This window comes from Bradyrhizobium sp. WBOS07, from assembly GCF_024585165.1.
Taxonomy (GTDB): Bacteria; Pseudomonadota; Alphaproteobacteria; order Rhizobiales; family Xanthobacteraceae; genus Bradyrhizobium; species Bradyrhizobium japonicum_B.
The window spans coordinates 3,278,368-3,295,567 of record NZ_CP029008.1 but is presented as its reverse complement, the minus strand read 5'-3'; the positions used below and the strand labels follow the sequence as shown (position 1 = coordinate 3,295,567).

Below are 17,200 nucleotides of genomic sequence, written 5' to 3'. Positions count from 1 at the left end.
CACTAGCCCGCTTCCCTGCATTTGAGCGCGGCGCAATCCTTACGCATTAGGCTTACCGGAAGTTGGTGAGCGCGCCTTAACTCTCTCTACGTCGTGATCGGCTAGGTTGCAGCCGCATAACCGGGGTCTCCTCATGCGCGCTGTAGCGCTCGCCGCCTTTCTGATCGGATTGCCTGCGACCGCGTTTGCCGGCGAGGGCTTCGATATCGTCATTCCCGGCCGTCCCGGCGTGCCGATCATCATCAACAATATCGACGCGTCCTATGCGGTGGTCGAGGGTGTCTGGGGCCTGGGCAAGAACCAGCAGGTGCAGCCCACGATCTATGGCGGACGCTATATCGCCGAGCGTCAGCCCGACAATGTCGGCCACTATTATCCGACGCTGGGCCTGCGGCCCGGTTACGGCCGGCTCGAGGTTGAGCCGCCCGCGAACCGCAAATTGCCGAAGCCGGCCGAGAGCTATCACCAGAGTTGGGGCGCGCAATCGGCGCCGTTGCCGGCGCAGATGGATCCGCCCGTCGATCCGCCGCCAGTGATCTACGCGCCCGAGATCAACAATCGTCCGCGGCCACCGCGACCGCGGCCGCATGTCGAGGTCCCCGGTAGGCCGCCGGGTTAAGAAACGTCAAAATCCAACAACACGGAAATCAACAGGAGAGAGTAATGCGTCAGATGATTTCGGGACTGGTCGCGGCGGCTGCCGTGATGTTCGCCGCCACCGCGCCGGCCGCGGCCTGCGGTTTCAATCCGTGCCAGCCCGTCGCGCCGGTCTATTCCGGCTGCAACACCGGCTGCGGCGGCTACGGGTACGGCTATGGCTACGGCTACGGCGCCTACGAGCGTCTCGCCGAGCCGACCACGCAATATTACTACGTCAACCAGGGCCCGACCTACACCGGCCCGGGCGCCTTCGCGCCGTATCCGACCTACCGTGAGGACGCGGTCGTCGCGCCCGCCAACTACGGCTATGGCAATTACGGATATGGCTATCGCGCCGCAGTGGCTCCGCATCACCGCCCGTACTACCGTCCGTACCGCTATGGCTACGGTCCGCGCTACGGCTATCTGCCGCGCGTGAACTACGGCTACGCCCACCGCCACGCTCCGCGCTACGGCTACGCTCACCGCTACGCGCCGGCGCCGTACTACGGTGGCCACCGCGTGCTGCGCCGCTACTACTGATCTCTGATCGGACCGAGTGACGAAACGGCCGTCCGCGCATTGCGGACGGGCGTTTGCTTTTCGATGCGAGGCGAAGGAGCTAGCGCTTCATCAGTCCCAGCCGGCTCGCGCCGACATAGAGCGCGAGCACGGCGGCATTCGACACGTTGAGGCTCTTGATCTCGCCGGGCATGTCGAGCCGCGCCACGACGCTGCAGGTCTCGCGGGTCAATTGCCGCAGACCTTTTCCTTCGGCCCCCAGCACCAGCGCGAGCGGCTCGCGCAGCGCGACGTCCGAGAGGTCCTCGCTGCCTTCGCTGTCGAGCCCGACGGTCTGGAAGCCGCGCTCGTTCAGTTCGGTGAGCGCACGAGCGAGGTTTTGCACGGTGACGACAGGCACCAGTTCGAGCGCGCCTGAAGCGGCCTTCGCCAGCACGCCGGTCGCTTCCGGACTGTGGCGCGCGGTGGTGACGATGGCCTTGACCGCGAACGCTGCGGCCGAGCGCAGGATGGCGCCGACATTGTGGGGATCGGTGATCTGGTCGAGCACCAGCACCATGCCCTCCTGCTTCAGGGTCTCGATATCGGGCGAGGGCAGGGGATCGGCTTCGGCGAGCAGGCCCTGGTGCACGGCGTCGGGCGACAGCAGACGGTCGATCTCCTGAGGCCGAACGATCTCGGGCGTGACCGGGGTCGCGATGTTCTCGTCCGCGAGCCGCTTCGCTGCGTTCTCGGTCAGCGTCAGCTTGCGGATCCGCCGCGCCGGATTGGCCAGCGCCATGGTGACCGTGTGCCAGCCGTAGAGGATGGCCGGTCCGTCGGGGTGCGAATCGCGGTCCCGCCAGGCCCGCCGGCCGGCCGATTTCCCTGGCCTGTTGAAGGGCTTAGCTCCGCCGCGGGAACCCTTTGGTGCGAATTTTCGATCCTTCATGGGCTCGCTTGTGTCACGGGTCCCGGAATATGGCAATTTGAGCGCCCGCGAGGGCGATTTTAGCTGTTCGCCTCGGTTGACTTTACCCCACCGCTTCGCCCATAACCGCGCCCGGTCGCGCCCCCATCCGGGCTGTCGCGGCCTTCACGTTCCATGGCCGTCTTCGGTCCGCCGGCAAGGTCCGGCCCGATTGTGCTGCCGTCGAGCGGGGGAGTGTCCCGAGTGGCAAAGGGAGCTGACTGTAAATCAGCCGCCTCATGGCTTCGCAGGTTCGAGTCCTGCCTCCCCCACCATCCTGCTTCGCGCTGACGCGCTTCGCAGGATTGCAGCCCTTCACTGCGCGAAGCAGGATGCCCTCCGAAGCCTTGGCGAAGGAGGGCGGCGGCGATGCACTATGTCTATCTTCTGGAGAGCGAAAAGTTCGGAGGTCAGCGTTATATCGGCCTGACTATGGATCTCAAGCAGCGCCTGGCAGACCACAATGCAGGCAAGTCACCGCACACCTCGAAGTACATGCCCTGGCGACTGGTGACTTACGTGGCCTTCTCGGACATTGCGAAGGCACGTGAGTTTGAACGTTACTTGAAATCCGGTTCGGGCCACGCCTTCGCGAAAAAGAGACTCTGGTGAGTGAAGTCGGGCTGAGACTATTCCCCCATCATCTCCCTGACCATCGGCACCACCTTGCGTCGGTGGCGTTCTATCGCGCGATCCGCACCACCATCTTGCCGAGCGCCGCGCGCGTCTGCATGGCTCTGAACGCGTCGCGGAAATCCTCGAGCGCGAAGACGCGGCCGACCACGGGCTTGAGCTGGCCGTCGGCGAGCCAGCCGGTCAATTGCGACATCAGGCGCTTCTGCAGCTCGGGCTCACGCAGCGGGATCTGAGCGAGGTCGACGCCGAGCAGGGCGCCGCCTTTCAGCAGCGGGAGATTGAACGGCAGAGCGGGGATGGCACCGGCCGCAAAGCCGACCACGAGATGGCGTCCGCGCCAGGCGATGGATCGAAAGGCCTGCACCGAGATCTCGCCGCCGACGGGATCGAAGATGACGTCGGCGCCGTGTCCTCCGGTCAACTCCTTCAGCGTGTCGCGCCAGCCGGGCTGCGTATAATCGATCACGGTGTCGGCGCCGTGCGCCTGCGCGAATTGGCGCTTGTCCGGCGTCGACGCTGCCGCGATCACGCGCGCGCCGAGCAGCTTGCCGATCTGGACGGCTGCGATCCCCGTGCCGCCGGCCGCGCCCAGCACCAGAAGCTGTTCGCCTGCGCCGAGCGAGGCGCGTGCACTGAGCGCATAGAGCGCGGTCAGATAATTGGCGCGAAACGAGGCGGCGACCTCGGCCGCAACGCCGTCCGGCAGCGGATGGAGCGCTGCGGGGCTGACGACGATCTCCTCGGCAAGTGCGCCGGAGCGCGTCATCCCCATCACGCGCATGCCGGGCTGATAGCCGCCGGGTGCCCCGGGCGCGTCCGTCACCACGCCTGCGAACTCCGTCCCGGGAATGAAGGGAAGGGGATCCTTGGTCTGGTAGCGCCCTTCGATCTTCAAGCCGTCGACAAAGCCGATCCCCGCGGCTTCGACGCGGACGCGCAACTGGCCCGGGTCCATGGATGGAGGCGGGACGTCCTTGAGCTCGATCTGATCGATTGGGGCGTATTGCTCGACGACAACGGCTTTCATGTCCCGACCTCTGCTGTTCCAGTTGTCCTGACAGGTCCCACGACCGGCCTCTTGCGTCTACCGCCACATCCCCCGCATCCGCGCGCCGATGTCGATCTTCGGCCCAGCGCCGCGCTGCGCGCAGCGCCTGCGGCGGCCTTCGGCCATGCGGTGCGCTCGAACAGGTAGACCAGCTGCTCCGGGATGAAGCGGGTGCGCGAGGCGTAGACGTGGCGGTCGCCCTTGGCGGCCTGGCCGTGGGTGAATCGAGCCCAAGGGCAACTAGGGCATTTCCTGTGAGCTAAGCATGAATGTGGTTGAGAACAAAATAAGAACATGCTATCGTTGCATAGAAGCAGTGTTCCGAATCGGTTGGGGTTGGAAGTGAAGGTTGCAGGCTTATTCGCTGGCATCGGCGGACTGGAGCGGGGTCTGGCTGCCTCTGGACATGAGCCGAGCCTGCTCTGCGAAATCTGGGAACCCGCTCGCGCGGTGCTTGCTGCCAGAATGCCGGACGTTCCGTGTAAACGCGATGTTCGGGAGCTCAAGTCGCTTCCAGGCGACACTGATCTGATAGCAGGTGGTTTCCCCTGCCAAGACCTGAGCCAAGCTGGTCGAACTGCAGGTATTGGCGGCGCCCGCTCGGGACTAGTCGGGGAGATCTTTCGGTTGCTCGATCGACGGCGAGTGCCCTGGGTGATTCTGGAGAACGTGTCGTTCATGCTGCAACTCGACAAGGGAAGTGGCATGCGTACCCTTGTCGAGGCTTTCGAAGAGCTTGGCTATCGCTGGGCTTATCGAGTGGTGAATAGTCTCTCGTTCTTACCCCAACGCCGAGAGCGCGTGCTTTTCGTTGCGACCACCACCGAGGTTGATCCCGCGTCGGTAGTTCTTACGGACGAAGCAGAGCCAGCATTGGCTTCGACTGACCTCAGCGCTCATGCACACGGATTTTATTGGACCGAGGGGGTTCGTGGGCTTGGCTGGGCGCCGGATTCCATTCCTACGTTGAAGAACGGTTCTACAGTGGGGATCGCGTCGCCCCCCGCTATCCTGCTTCCCTCGGGTGACGTGATCACACCAGACGTCCGAGACGCGGAGCGCCTTCAAGGTTTTCCGGAAAACTGGACCCGTCCAGCTGAGGAAGTTTCACGGACGTCCATTCGTTGGTCTCTCGTCGGAAACGCAGTTACGGTCCCTGTGGCCAAATGGGTGGGCTCGCGCCTGGCTCGTCCAGGCGCATATGAGTTCAGCCGCGACTGCGAATTGCCGGCGAATGGCCGATGGCCCAAGGCCGCACGTTTTGACGGCAGACGACGGCACGCCGTTCACATCAATGCTTATCCGAAGTGGGAGCGGCGCTCGTCTCTGACGGCTTTTCTGCGATATGACGGAAAGCTCCTTTCAGCACGAGCAACGCGTGGCTTCCTTTCGAGAACCGAAAGAGCGAAGCTTCGATTCGCGGATGGTTTTCAAGATCGACTCCGTCAGCATCTTGCTCGAATGGAGCTTCATGTTGCGTCGAGCAATTCGAACTATGCCGTCGCCGCGGAATGAGGATTGTTCGCACCGACGCAGAAACGTCCGCACGGATGGCGCGGATAAGGCAAAAGGGCACGAAGATCGAAGCGGCGGTTGCGTCCGCGTTGCGTGATCTGGGGCTGCACTATCGCAAGAACGTCAGAAAGCTGCCCGGTAGTCCGGACTTTGCCAATCGATCGAAGCGATGGGCAGTATTCGTGCATGGTTGTTTTTGGCATCATCACACGGGCTGCTACAAGGCGACGATACCGAAGTCCAACCGCAGGTTTTGGCTCGAGAAGTTCCGCGATAACAAGCGCAGGGATGCTCGAAGCGCGCGGCTACTTCGAAGGGAGGGATACCGTGTCCTCGTAATCTGGGAATGTCAGGAGCGCCGCATCCGAGACAAGCTAACCAAGATCCTTGAACCGAGTCGCATAAATTCCTGAGAGGCGCGCGATCATGCCTCCGTAGTTGTAGATGTCATCTTTCGGCGGAGCGGGAGGAGACTCGACGAATAGAACTGGCCTGCCATCGTTGGCCATATCGATCACGACGATGGATATCGCATCATAGCCGACATCGCCCACTCGCGAGCGACGGGGCAGCTGCTTTATCTTGTCGATTGCAAGCTGAGCATCTCTAGGTTGCTTGTGTCGACTCCATTCTGGATCGGACGGTCTGTTCTTCTTGTTCAGATCCGGGCTCAGATAGGTTTCCGCGACGTTCACCATGGTGAAGGCGACCGCTATGGCCTCGTCGCTTGCTCCGTGTACGGTGAGGTGCGACGAGTTTAGCTCATCGTACAGACGGGGGAGAGCTCGCTGATGAGCCGTCATACAGGCCTTGGCTTCGAGAGCCATCAGAACGGAGCCGACCGGGGCGCGCGCAAGCTGTGGAAGCTTTTCGAATGTCGTTCGCTCCTCCGGAGTCAGGTCGATGCCGTATTCCTCGGCGATGCTGGCTAAAGTCTCTGAGGTCGCAGGTCCACCCGGCGTACAGAGCACGAGATCCAGATTCTTCTTTCTATCATGGACGAAGTCTCGCATTTCGTGGTTGATGCCGAAGCAAACTGTTCCGGCCTCCACATGTCGCTTCAGAAGTGGGGTTGTCGCCAATAAATCGAAAATCACTCCCCAGCAGCCGATCTTCGAATGGCGATCACTCCTTGAGTGGTATTGCCACGAATTCTGATAGCGATCGCTGATATTCGTCTTCGATAGCGTTCGTACGAGTATTGCTGGCCCGTGCATTCGCGCCTCGATTGTATTGATCCACATGCTGTTTACATGCCCCGCGACGGACACCACAAGGGCCGTTGGAGGTCGGAAATGCTCAGTTTCCGTTCGCGTCTACCGCCACATGCCCCGCATCCGCGCCCCGATGTCGATCTTCGGCCCCTGCGCCGCGGTACGCGCGCCACCCGCGGCTGCCTTCGGCCAGGCGGTGCGCTCGAACAGGTAGACCAGCTGCTCCGGGATGAAGCGGGTGCGCGAGGCGTAGACGTGGCGGTCGCCCTTGGCGGCCTGGCCGTGGGTGAAGAAGCGCTGGGGAACGACGAGGTGGAGATCGTCCTTGGCGCGCGTCATCGCGACATAGAGCAGGCGGCGCTCCTCTTCCAGTTCGGCACTGGTGCCGGCGCCGAGATCTGACGGCATGCAGCCGTCGACGACGTTGAGCACGAACACCGATTTCCACTCCTGGCCCTTGGCGGAATGGATGGTGGAGAGGATCAGATAATCCTCGTCGCGCAAGGGCGGACCTGATTTGTCGCTGGTCGCATCCGGCGGATCGAGCGTGAGCTCGGTCAGGAATTTCTCGCGGCTGGAATAGCCGCTCGCGATCTGCTCGAGCTGCATCAGGTCGGCGCGGCGCGTCTCCGAATCCTCGTGTATGCGATCGAGATGCGGCTCGTACCAGAGCCGCACACGCTCGAGATCGACGGGCCATTCCGAATAGCGCAGGTTCTGGGTCGTGCGGACGAAGTCGGTCCAGTCCGCGCCGGTGCGCGCCGGCACCGGCAGCTGGCCAAGCGTTTGAAGCGGATCGGTGCTCTCCGCCATCTGGTCGAGCACGCGCTGCGCAGTCGCAGGCCCGATGCCAGGCAGCAGATGCAGGATGCGGAAACCGGCGACGCGGTCGCGCGGATTTTCGGCAAAGCGCAGCAGCGCCAGCACGTCCTTGACGTGCGCTGCGTCGAGGAATTTCAGCCCGCCGAACTTGACGAAGGGAATGTTGCGGCGGGTCAGCTCGATCTCCAGCGGACCGGAATGTGAGGACGTCCGGAACAGCACGGCCTGGTGCTTGAGCAGCGCGCCTTGCTCGCGGTTCGCCAGCACCTCCTCGACGATGTAGCGTGCCTGGTCGGCCTCGTCGTGCACGGTGACGAGCTGCGGCTTCTGCCCCGAGCTGCGGTCGGTCCACAGGTTCTTGGTGAAGCGCTCGCGGGCGAGGCCGATCACGCCGTTGGCCGCGGCCAGCACGGCCTGAGTCGAGCGGTAATTGCGGTCGAGCGTGATCATCTCCGCGCGCGGCGAGAAGCTTTGCGGGAAGTCCAGGATGTTGCGCACGGTGGCAGCACGGAACGAGTAGATCGACTGCGCATCGTCGCCGACCACGGTCAGTCCGCGTCCGTCGGGCTTCAGCGCCAGGAGGATCGAGGATTGCAGGCGGTTGGTGTCCTGGTATTCGTCGACCAGCACATGGTCGAAGCGGCCGCCGATCTCCTCGGCGATCAGCGCATCGCTCATCATCTGCGACCAGTACAGCAGCAGGTCGTCGTAATCGAGCACGTGCTGGGCCTGCTTGGCCTCGACGTAAGCGGCGAACAGACCCTTCAGCTCGGCGGCCCAGCCGGCGCACCAGGGATAATGTTGGCCGAGCACCTTCTCGATCTCCATCTCCGCGTTGACGCAGCGCGAGTAGATCGACAGGCAGGTGCCCTTGGCGGGAAAGCGGCTCTCGGTCCTGGACAGGCCGCGCTCGTGCCGGACCAGGTTCATCAGGTCGGCGGAATCCTCGCGGTCGTGGATGGTAAAGGCGGGATCGACGCCGATCCGCTCGGCATATTCGCGCAGCAGCCGCGCGCCGATGCCGTGGAAGGTGCCGGCCCAGGTCAGCGCCTCGCGCATGATCGCGGCGTTGTTCTCGCCGAGCACCTTGCGGGCGATGCGCTCGACGCGGCCGGCCATCTCGGCTGCCGCGCGGCGGGAGAACGTCATCAAGAGGATGCGGCGCGGATCGGCGCCGGCGACGATGAGATGCGCGACGCGGTGGGCCAGGGTGTTGGTTTTGCCGGAGCCGGCGCCGGCGATGACGAGCAGGGGCGCACCCAATGTCTCACCGTCGGCCACGCCATGCTCGACGGCGCGGCGCTGCTCCGCATTGAGCGTGTCCAGATATGTCGCCACGAATCGCCCCGGTGAAAGGCCGAGAGTCGGCCATCCCATCGCGAATCGCAATGCAGCTGGACGAAACCGGGTTTAGGATTTAGGGGGAAAGACAGCCCGAAGTTCCCGCAACCCATGGCCAGATGACCGAGCTCAAGCCCGACCAGTTCGAGATGCGGCGGCTGGAATCGCTCAGCAACACCATTTTCGGCGTCGCCATGACGCTGCTGGCCTACGATCTGCCCAAGGCCGCGGTCTTCAGCACCGCGCCCGACTGGAATGATCTGGCACGGGTCTATTCCGGCAAGCTCGCCGGCTTTGCGCTCAGCTTCATCATCGCCGGTGTGTTCTGGATCAGCCATCACCGCCGACTGGCACGCCAGCCCGTCGGCAGCCGCGGCATGGTGGTCCTCAACCTGTTTTTTCTGCTCTCGATCGTGCTGCTGCCGGTGACCAACGGGCTCTATACCAATTACGCCACGAGCAACGCCGTGGCGGTGCTCTACGGCCTGCATTTGACCGCGATCGCCGGCCTCAATGCCTTGCTGTGGTGGACGATCCTGCGCAGCTGGGGCCGCGAGATCATGGCGTCCCTGTTTCCGGTTGCCGTGTTCATCCCGGGCACGATCGTTGCGGCGTTCGCGCCGCATTTCGCGCCCTTCGTGTGGTTCCTCGCGTTTGGCGGGCTGCTGATCCAGCGCTTTTACGTCGCGCCGAACCCGTCGGCCGGCACGTAAAGCTTGACCGGGCGGATTTCGTAGACCGCGGTCGGATTGACCGCCCGCAGCTTCCGCGCCGCGGCGATCGCCTCCTCCTCGGTGGCGCATTGCATCAAATGGAAGCCCAGAAGCTGCTCCTTGGTCTCGGCAAACGGCCCGTCCAGCACCATGCCCGCGCCGGGGCCACGCAGGGTCCGGGCCTTTCGGGTCTCGTCCAGACGGGCTGCCGGTCCAAACTGGCCGCTTTCCCTGAGCGGCGCTTGAACCTCGATGACTTTGGCCACGACGGCGGCGTCCTGCTCCGGCGTCCAGGACATGACCTCGTCTTCCACATGGTAGGCCAGGATGGCGTAAAGCATCGTCACCTCGTTGTTTTTCTGCACAGACACCAAGGACGTTGCACCGCAGGCGGTGCCGACAATCCCGAAGCAAAATATTGCGCCGCCCGCAAGTGACGAAACCGTCCTGAAACCCGATTGCACCCTTGCCGCGTGAACGCGGCCGGAAGCGGTCGCGACTGATGGACCATAAACAACAAGGTTTTGCTGGAGGCGGCAATGTCGGGTCACAACACCAGGATCATTTGCGACGCACGTCGCGCCAAACCATCGGAGACGGCCGATCTGCACGATCAGAGCGGCCATCACCGCTATTACGGCAGCTCGGCCGAGAACGGCGGCGAGCGCATCGTGGAAAGCCGGCGCGGCAAGCGTCCGCGCGCCACCAACGTCTGCGGCTTCTGAAGCTTGCGGCTACCGTCTGCCTGCCATGGACGTCCTGCAGATATCGATCGCGGCGATGCCGTTTCTGGTCTCGCTCGTGAGCCGCAACGGCAAGGCCATTGCGCCGTGCCTGCTCGCGAGCATCGCCACACTGGTGCTCGGCGGGGAGCCGCACCGGGCAGTCATAGCCTGGTGTGTCGGCATATCGATCGCGGCCGTCGCGTTGCGCGAGCGGCTTCGCACGGGCTGACCGAACGAGCGCTCCAACCCGCGCCAAGAAAAAGGCGCGGCGGGGAAACCCCGTCGCGCCCGATTTCGTGCTCGCTGGTCCAGGGCTGAGACCGCCCCGATGCCAAGCCTCTCATCGGAGCTTAGCGGGCGACCCCAGCGAGGTGACAGCGCTTGGTAAGAGACACTGGATCACCTCCTTTCGTTGGTTGCGGAAGATCTCAATATAGGCGGCATGGCGGCGGCTGTTAAGGGGGCGGCGAGTCCGGAAGGAACCGGTGCGATTCGCAGAGCCGAGGACATGCCGGAACGCGGCGTCCTCAGCAGTTGAGACCGCCGCCCGGCCGTGTTAGGGAGCCCGTAGCGCGGGTGTAGCTCAATGGTAGAGCAGCAGCCTTCCAAGCTGAATACGAGGGTTCGATTCCCTTCACCCGCTCCAATGTTTTCAATAACTTAGCGCGTCAGGGCCTTTTCATTCTGACAAGACGCGCATTCCCATTCTGACAATCGGTCACTTTCCTTGCGCTTGTTTTCGCTCGGTGCTTGATGCGTTCATTTGCGCATCCTGCTTTGCTTCGTCGTCGTGCATTGTGCGCTATCGCAGCATGTAGAGAGGCATCGGCCTCTCCGCCGCTAGCGTCTACTGCGGATCGATGCCAGCGGCTTTGATGATCCGTTTCCATTTGCCGATCTCGGCTTTCAAGAACGCTTCGAGCGCTTCCGGCGTCGCACGCTCGGATTCGACGGGAGCCATGCTGAGCTCGGCAAAGCGGCTGATCAGTGCGGGGTCTCTCAGCGCCGCCTGCAAGGCGGCGACGAGATGGTCGATCACCGGTTTCGGCGTCCCCTTCGGCGCGTACAGGCCATACCAAGTCGTCACGTCGAATTCGGGAACGCCGGATTCCGTCGAGGTCGGCACCTCAGGCAGCGTTGCAACGCGCGTCTTGCTGGTGATCGCGTAGCCCTTGATCGTGTTCGACTGGATGTAGGGCGTCGGTCCGGTCGCGGGATCGCAATAGACGTCGATGTGGCCGGCGATGACGTCGTTCAGCGCCGGTCCGCCGCCCTTGTAGTAGATCGGGGTGAGCTTGGTATCCGTAGCGCTCATGAACATCAGGCCGCAGAGCTGCGATGCCGAGCCGAGACCGACATTACCGAAAGTAACCTTGTCGCCGGCCTTGCGAATCTGCGTGATGAGCTCGCCGAGGTCCTTGGCGGGATAGTTCGGCCGCGCCACCAGGATCATCGGAACGTCGGTGACGAGCCCGATCGGCGCGAAGTCGCCGACTGGGTCGAACGGCAGCTTGGCGTAAAGGGCAGGTGCCGTGGCCTGGCCGACATGCATCAGCAGCAACGTATAGCCGTCAGGGGCCGCCTTGGCGACGCGGTTGGTGCCGAGCGTGCCGCCGGCGCCGACGACATTTTCGATGACGATGGATTGTTTCAGCGTCGCGCTCATGGCGCTGCCGAGGATGCGCGCGATGACGTCGCCGGGCCCGCCGGCGGAGAACGGCACGATGACCGTGATCGGGCGGGCGGGGTAGTCGTCCGCGATCGCCGCGCCGCAGGGATAGAGCAGGAGGAACAGGATCAGCGATCGTACGAGAAACGTCATCGAACACTCCCTGGCGGCATTGTTCTAGTCGTCGGTAGGCGCCGCCTCCTTGGCCGCCGACGATTTTTCGATCATGTCGAGCGCTGCCACCGCAGCCGCATTGATGTGGTCGACGCAGCAGCGTTCGGCGAGATCCGGGTCGCCGTTCTGGATCGCTCGCCAGATCGCAGTGACTTCGCGCAGGCTCTTGTTGATCCGCTTCGGCTGCGACATCGAGGTGATCCGCAGCAGCTGGATGCGATCGTGCAGCGGCTTGAGCATGCGCTCGATGAACGCATTGCGGCAGCCGCCGATCAGCGCTGCGTAGAAATCGGTCTTGGCTTCGAGGCTGCCGACGAGATCCTGCTTGGCGGCGGCGGCCTTCAGCCGCGTCAGGGCGTCGCCGATCCGGCGTGCCACCTCGGGATCGTGCAGCCGCGCGCATTCGCGTCCGGCGAAGCCTTCGAGCACCGCGCGTGCGGCGTAGAGCTGCCGCGCCTCTTCCAGGCTGATCGTGGACACAACAGGGCCGCGGTGCGGGACCGTGTTGACCAGCCCGTCGGCCTCGAGCGCCCGCAGCGCCTCGCGGATCGAGGGACGGCTGACGCCCATCATCTCGCAGAGCTCGCGCTCGACCAGGCGCTGGCCGGGCTTCAGCGTTCCCGACATGATCGCCGCACGCAGCTTCTGCGCCACCATCGCCCGGACGGTCGGGACGTCCTCGATGCGGAGTGTCGACTGCAATTCGCGGCGTCTTTCCATGTTCTGGTCCTGTTCGGGAAAACTCAGTACCGGTTTACAGGCAGAATCATCATTTCGGCAATTTGAACGTGGGCGGGCTGGTCGAGGGCGAACACGATCGACCGCGCGATATCGGCCGGATCGAGCGCCATTCTGAACTGGTCGAAATATTCCTTTTCCTTCTGCTGATCGCCGCGGTAGCGGGTCAGGATGATGTTGGTGCGGGTCAGCCCGGGCTGCAGCTCGGTGACCCGGATCGCGGTGTCCGCGAGCTCGCCGCGGAGGGTCTCGGTGAACATGTGCACGCCCGCCTTGCTGGTGCTGTAGGCGGCCATGTCGGGCACGATCCGCACCGCGTTGATCGAGCTGATGTTGACGATATGGCCGGCGTTGCGCTGGACCATCCCGGGCAGGATCGCGCGGGTGACGCGCATCAGGCCGATCAGATTGGTCTGGATGATGTTGGACCAGTCGTCGGCACAACCGATGTCGAAGCGCGTCCGGCCGCCGATGTCGTGGCCGGCATTGTTGATGAGGATATCGACCGGCTTGAAATGAGCGGGAATGGCATCGGGCAGGCGATCGACAGCCTTGGCATCGCTGACGTCAAGCTGGATCGGGACCACCGCATCGCCTGCCGTCGCCGCCAGTTGTTCAAGCGCCTTGGCGTCGCGATCGACCAGCACGACGCGGCGGCCGCTGTCCAGCAGCGCCTTGGTGATGGCGCGCCCCATGCCGCCGGCGGCGCCCGTGAGCACGGCGGTCTGGCCTGATCGCTCAGTCATCGCAAAACTCCCGTTCCCATGTGCTCATGCCACGGACCAGCCCCCGTCGATCGGCAGGCTGGCGCCGGTGACGTCGTTTGCGGCGGGGCCGCAGAGGAAGACGACCATGGCCGCGACGGCGTCCATCTCGATGAAGCGCTGCGTGGGCTGGCGCTCGCCGAGATAGTCGCGCGTGACCTCCGCGACGGGACGGCTGCTGCTTTCCGCCATCCCCGCGATCTTGTTCAGGATGGCCGGCGTCGGCAGCGTGCCGGGGCAGAGAGTGTTGCAGGTGATGCCGCTGCGCGCCGTCTCGATGGCGACGGCGCGGGTCATGCCTGCGATCGCCGTCTTGGTGGTGACGTAGTCGATGCGGTGCTCGACCGCGCGGCTCGAATAGATCGAGCCCATATTGATGATCCGGCCCCAGCCGCGCTGCTTCATCGCCGGCAGCGCCAGGCGGATGAGGTGGAACGGCGCCGACAAATTGACGGCCAGCGCCTCGTCCCAGCGGTCGGGCGGAAACTGCTCGATCGCGGCGAAATGCCTGACGACGGCGTTGTTGACGAGGACGTCGATGGCGCCGCAGCGGTCGCGCAGATCCGTCATCATGGTCTCGATCGCTTCGCGGCGCGACAGGTCGGCGCCGGCTGCGATCGTCTCAATGCCGAAGCGGGCGCGCAGATCGTCTGCAGCCTGCTTCGGCTGAGCGAGGTCGTGCAGGACAATGTTGGCGCCCGCGCCGGCAAGGCCTTCCGCGACCGCAAGGCCGAGGCCTGCCGTCGCACCGGTCACGAGCGCCCATTTGCCCTTCATCACGAACCTGCTCCGCTACTTCTTGTCGAGCTCGGCGAAGACCTCCTTCGCGTTGCGGAAGGCATCGACGCCGGCCGGCACGCCGCAATAGATCGCGACCTGCATGAAGACCTCGCGGATCTCCTCCTTGGTCGCGCCGTTGGCGAGTGCGCCGCGGACATGAGTCTTCAGCTCGTGCGGGCGGTTGAGCGCGCACAGCATCGCGAGGTTCAGGAAGCTGCGGGTCTTCAGTGTAAGGCCCTCGCGGCCCCAGACGTAGCCCCAGCAATATTCCGTGGTGAGGTCCTGCATTGGGCGGTTGAACTCGTCGGCCGACGCGATCGCCTTGTCGACGAACTCGTTGCCGAGCACGCTCTTGCGGATTTCGAGGCCGCGGTCGTAGGTCGCCTTGTCCATTGTGGTCTCCGTTTCTTCTGGGGCGGATGTCAGCTTTTTGGCCAGAACGGCTTCGCCAGCGCGAGCTCCGGCGGAAACACCGTGACCGGCACGCCGGATTGCCACTGCACGATGGTCATGCCGGCACCGACGCGGCGGCCCTTCTCGTCGAACTTGATCTCGCCTAGCGGATAGTATTTCGAGGGCCCGCCATCCATGGTGCGGAGCGCTTCGCCGACGGCGACGCGATCGGCCTTGCCGGCTTTCTCCAGCGCGTCCTTGATCACCCACATGTCGCCATAGGTGGAGATCGCGTTCTGCGTCATCCACGGCTCCTTGTAGCGAGTCTTCAACTCGGCGATCAGCGCCTCATGGCCCTTGGCGCCCCAGCTCGCGACGCAGGTCAGAACGCCCTGCAGCAGTTCTGGGCTGACGGTCTGCAGCATGTCCGGTTCGGCGATCGCGATGCCGAACGAGATCGTCGGGATCTTGCCCTGACCGAGGCCGAACTCGTTCATCTTCTCGAGCAGCAGTTTTGCGTCCGAGATCACCGTGGGCAGGAAGAACAGCAGGTCCGGCTTGGCGGAACGGATTTTCTGCACCAGCGAGGTCGCGTCGGCGAGCGGCGGCGTAAACGTCTCGTCGACGATCAGCTGCAGCTGGTTCTCGGCCAGCAGGCCATCGCGCATCGCCTTGGCGGAGGCGATCGAGGCGCCGGTGTTGTCGGTGAGGATCGCGACCGTCTTCGGCCGCTTGCCCGCGGCCGTCTCCGCCAGCTTGATGATCTGCGGCAATGCTTGCCGTGCCTGCGACCCCGCGGTGGCGGCGGTCTGGAACACGTATTTGAACCCACGCTCGGTGATCAGGTCAGAGTAGGAGAGGGTGAGCATGGGCAGGTTGGCGCGCTCGGTCACCTCGGTGACCGCGAGCGTGAACGAGGACAGATAGGCACCGCTCGCCGCGACCAGGTCGGTCTCCTGCGCCACCATGCGTTGCGCGGCGTTCTTGGCCTTCTCGGTGGTGTCGCCGGAATCGAGCACCACGAGCTTCAGCTTGGCGCCGCCGAGCGCCTTGACGCCGCCTTGCGCGTTGATGTGGTCGATCGCCATCTCGGCGCCCTCGCGCATCACCGTTCCCGGGCGGGCGTAGAGCCCGGAGATCGGCACCAGCAGGCCGACCTTTACCTCGGCAGGCTGCTGCGCCCAGGCAGCGCGGGATGCGATCAGCGTGCCGGAGGCACCGGCCAGCAATGTTCGGCGAGAGATCGTGGTCTTGCTCTTTGCAGTCATGACAATTCTCCTCCCTGAAAATCCGCGCGACGCTTCAGGATTTCTTCGGCCAGAACGGCTGCGCCTGTGCGAGCTCGGGCGGATAAACGGTGACAGGCACGCCCGATTGCCATTGCACGATGACGACGCCGGCGCCGACGCGGCGGCCCTTGTCGTCGAACTTGAGCTGGCCGCCCGGGTAATATTTCGACGGGCCGGCATCCATGGTGCGGAAAGCCTGCGCGACCGCATTGCGATCGGCCTTGCCGGCCTTCTCCAGCGCTTCCTTCATCAGCCACATGTCGCCATAGGTCGAGATGACGTTCTGCGTCATCCAGGGCTCCTTGTATTTGGCCTTGAGCTCGGCGATCAGCGCCTCGTGGCCCTTCGAGCCCCAATTGGCGACGATGGTCATGATGCCCTGTACGGTCTCCGGGCTGACGCTCTGCAGCATATCGGGCTCGGCGATGGTGATGCTGAAGGACACGGTCGGGATCTTGCCCTGGCCGAGCCCGAACTCGCTGATCTTCTCGAGGCCAAGCTTGGCGTCCGACACCGCATTCGGCATGAACAGCAGCAGGTCGGGCTTGGCCGAGCGCACCTTCTGGATCAGCGGCGTCGCATCCGACAGCGGCGGGGTCCAGACTTCCTCGACGACGAGCTGGAGACCTTCCTGCGCGAACAGCTTCTCCTTGAGCGCCTTGGCGGTGGCGACCGAGGTCGCGGTGTTGTCCATCAGCATCGCCACGGTCTTCGGCTTCTTGCCGGAGGCGTTCTCGGCGAGCTTCATCAATGTCGGCAGGCCGAGCTCGGACTGGCGGCTCGCGGTCGCGGCGGTCTGGAAGATGTATTTGAAGCCACGGTCGGTCAGAAGGTCCGAGTAGGACAGCGTCAGCACCGGCAGTTCGGCGCGCTCGGTCACTTCCGTGACCGCGAGCGTGAAGGAGGAGAGATAGGCGCCGGTTGCGGCGACGAGGTCGGGCTCCTGTGCCACCATGCGCTGCGCCGCGTTCTTGGCCTTCTCGGTGGTGTCGCCGCAGTCGATCACGACCAGCTTAAGCTTGGCGCCGCCGAGCGCCTTGATGCCCCCCTGCGCGTTGATGTGCTCGATGCCCATCTCGGCGCCCATCTTCATGACCTGGCCGGGGCGGGTGTAGATGCCTGACAATGGCACGATCAGTCCGACCTTGATCTCCGCCGGGACTTGCGCGCGCGCCACGCCGGCGAGGCCGACGGCGGCGGCACCGGACAGCACGGTCCGGCGGGTCAGTCCGTTCGCCATCTTGCCTTTCGAAGTCTTGCTCATCTTGT

20 protein-coding genes, 2 tRNA genes and 1 pseudogene are annotated in these 17,200 nt (G+C 64.2%); 10 read left to right on the top strand and 13 right to left on the bottom strand.

Going from position 1 to position 17,200, the window contains the following annotated elements; translation table 11 throughout:
- Window positions 1-133 precede the first annotated feature (133 nt).
- On the top strand, window positions 134-619 hold the full coding sequence (locus tag DCM79_RS15695; protein WP_257180613.1) for a hypothetical protein: 486 nt from the start codon (window positions 134-136) through the stop codon (window positions 617-619).
- Between the two features lie 44 nt (window positions 620-663).
- Window positions 664-1,182 carry a hypothetical protein gene (locus tag DCM79_RS15690; RefSeq protein WP_257180612.1) on the top strand — a complete coding sequence of 173 codons (519 nt, stop codon included), beginning with the start codon at window positions 664-666 and terminating at the stop codon, window positions 1,180-1,182.
- 79 nt (window positions 1,183-1,261) lie between these two features.
- Here DCM79_RS15690 and rlmB read toward each other — a convergent pair whose 3' ends face one another.
- A complete protein-coding gene (gene rlmB, locus DCM79_RS15685) occupies window positions 1,262-2,092 on the bottom strand; it encodes a 23S rRNA (guanosine(2251)-2'-O)-methyltransferase RlmB (RefSeq protein WP_257180611.1) in 831 nt (276 codons plus the stop codon).
- 207 nt (window positions 2,093-2,299) lie between these two features.
- Between rlmB and DCM79_RS15680 the strand changes: the two genes are divergently transcribed.
- Both DCM79_RS15680 and DCM79_RS15675 read left to right on the top strand, forming a co-directional pair.
- Window positions 2,300-2,385: transfer RNA gene (locus DCM79_RS15680), tRNA-Tyr, on the top strand.
- A gap of 94 nt (window positions 2,386-2,479) precedes the next feature.
- A complete protein-coding gene (locus DCM79_RS15675) occupies window positions 2,480-2,722 on the top strand; it encodes a GIY-YIG nuclease family protein (protein WP_257180610.1) in 243 nt (80 codons plus the stop codon).
- Window positions 2,723-2,792: 70 nt separating this feature from the next.
- Here DCM79_RS15675 and DCM79_RS15670 read toward each other — a convergent pair whose 3' ends face one another.
- Both DCM79_RS15670 and DCM79_RS31845 read right to left on the bottom strand, forming a co-directional pair.
- Window positions 2,793-3,773 (bottom strand): NADPH:quinone oxidoreductase family protein, encoded by a 981-nt coding sequence (locus tag DCM79_RS15670; RefSeq protein WP_257180609.1) that lies wholly within the window; start codon window positions 3,771-3,773, stop codon window positions 2,793-2,795.
- Between the two features lie 57 nt (window positions 3,774-3,830).
- Window positions 3,831-4,030, bottom strand: a pseudogene (locus tag DCM79_RS31845) (hypothetical protein); the annotation flags it as partial.
- A gap of 58 nt (window positions 4,031-4,088) precedes the next feature.
- Between DCM79_RS31845 and DCM79_RS15665 the strand changes: the two are divergent.
- Both DCM79_RS15665 and DCM79_RS15660 read left to right on the top strand, forming a co-directional pair.
- Window positions 4,089-5,309: a DNA cytosine methyltransferase gene (locus DCM79_RS15665; RefSeq protein ID WP_257180608.1), complete on the top strand. Its 1,221-nt coding sequence runs from the start codon at window positions 4,089-4,091 to the stop codon at window positions 5,307-5,309.
- On the top strand, window positions 5,306-5,722 hold the full coding sequence (locus tag DCM79_RS15660; protein ID WP_257180607.1) for a very short patch repair endonuclease: 417 nt from the start codon (window positions 5,306-5,308) through the stop codon (window positions 5,720-5,722). The genes DCM79_RS15665 and DCM79_RS15660 overlap by 4 nt, the downstream gene beginning before the upstream one ends.
- Here the strand turns inward: DCM79_RS15660 and DCM79_RS15655 are convergent.
- Window positions 5,684-6,553, bottom strand: a complete 870-nt coding sequence (locus DCM79_RS15655; RefSeq protein ID WP_257180606.1) for a hypothetical protein — start codon at window positions 6,551-6,553, stop codon at window positions 5,684-5,686. The genes DCM79_RS15660 and DCM79_RS15655 overlap by 39 nt on opposite strands.
- A 72-nt stretch (window positions 6,554-6,625) precedes the next feature.
- Window positions 6,626-8,683, bottom strand: a complete 2,058-nt coding sequence (locus DCM79_RS15650; protein WP_257180605.1) for an ATP-dependent helicase — start codon at window positions 8,681-8,683, stop codon at window positions 6,626-6,628.
- Between the two features lie 122 nt (window positions 8,684-8,805).
- Between DCM79_RS15650 and DCM79_RS15645 the strand changes: the two genes are divergently transcribed.
- Window positions 8,806-9,399, top strand: coding sequence for a TMEM175 family protein (locus tag DCM79_RS15645; RefSeq protein WP_257180604.1), 594 nt, complete (start codon window positions 8,806-8,808; stop codon window positions 9,397-9,399).
- Here the strand turns inward: DCM79_RS15645 and DCM79_RS15640 are convergent.
- A complete protein-coding gene (locus tag DCM79_RS15640) occupies window positions 9,366-9,740 on the bottom strand; it encodes a YciI family protein (protein WP_028137147.1) in 375 nt (124 codons plus the stop codon). The two genes, DCM79_RS15645 and DCM79_RS15640, sit on opposite strands and share 34 nt — an antisense overlap.
- A 198-nt stretch (window positions 9,741-9,938) precedes the next feature.
- On the opposite strand from DCM79_RS15640, the gene DCM79_RS15635 reads away from it, so the two are divergent.
- From DCM79_RS15635 to DCM79_RS15625, 3 genes are all read left to right on the top strand, one after another.
- Window positions 9,939-10,124, top strand: coding sequence for a hypothetical protein (locus DCM79_RS15635; RefSeq protein ID WP_257180603.1), 186 nt, complete (start codon window positions 9,939-9,941; stop codon window positions 10,122-10,124).
- 25 nt (window positions 10,125-10,149) lie between these two features.
- Window positions 10,150-10,353 carry a hypothetical protein gene (locus DCM79_RS15630; RefSeq protein ID WP_257180602.1) on the top strand — a complete coding sequence of 68 codons (204 nt, stop codon included), beginning with the start codon at window positions 10,150-10,152 and terminating at the stop codon, window positions 10,351-10,353.
- Window positions 10,354-10,696: 343 nt separating this feature from the next.
- Window positions 10,697-10,770, top strand: a tRNA-Gly gene (locus DCM79_RS15625).
- 201 nt (window positions 10,771-10,971) lie between these two features.
- Here DCM79_RS15625 and DCM79_RS15620 read toward each other — a convergent pair.
- From DCM79_RS15620 to DCM79_RS15590, 7 genes are read right to left on the bottom strand one after another with little or no spacing between them, the layout of a single operon-like run.
- A complete protein-coding gene (locus tag DCM79_RS15620) occupies window positions 10,972-11,946 on the bottom strand; it encodes a tripartite tricarboxylate transporter substrate-binding protein (protein WP_257180601.1) in 975 nt (324 codons plus the stop codon).
- A gap of 24 nt (window positions 11,947-11,970) precedes the next feature.
- Window positions 11,971-12,687 carry a GntR family transcriptional regulator gene (locus tag DCM79_RS15615; protein ID WP_049820176.1) on the bottom strand — a complete coding sequence of 239 codons (717 nt, stop codon included), beginning with the start codon at window positions 12,685-12,687 and terminating at the stop codon, window positions 11,971-11,973.
- A gap of 23 nt (window positions 12,688-12,710) precedes the next feature.
- A complete protein-coding gene (locus DCM79_RS15610; protein ID WP_257180600.1) occupies window positions 12,711-13,451 on the bottom strand; it encodes an SDR family oxidoreductase in 741 nt (246 codons plus the stop codon).
- 24 nt (window positions 13,452-13,475) lie between these two features.
- Window positions 13,476-14,246, bottom strand: a complete 771-nt coding sequence (locus tag DCM79_RS15605) for an SDR family oxidoreductase (RefSeq protein WP_257180766.1) — start codon at window positions 14,244-14,246, stop codon at window positions 13,476-13,478.
- 15 nt (window positions 14,247-14,261) lie between these two features.
- Complete coding sequence (locus DCM79_RS15600; protein WP_257180599.1) at window positions 14,262-14,642, bottom strand: carboxymuconolactone decarboxylase family protein; 381 nt, start codon at window positions 14,640-14,642, stop codon at window positions 14,262-14,264.
- Window positions 14,643-14,671: 29 nt separating this feature from the next.
- Window positions 14,672-15,910, bottom strand: a complete 1,239-nt coding sequence (locus tag DCM79_RS15595) for an ABC transporter substrate-binding protein (RefSeq protein ID WP_257180598.1) — start codon at window positions 15,908-15,910, stop codon at window positions 14,672-14,674.
- A gap of 34 nt (window positions 15,911-15,944) precedes the next feature.
- Entirely contained in the window at window positions 15,945-17,195 is a 1,251-nt protein-coding gene (locus DCM79_RS15590) for an ABC transporter substrate-binding protein (protein ID WP_257180597.1), read from the bottom strand.
- Window positions 17,196-17,200 lie beyond the last annotated feature (5 nt).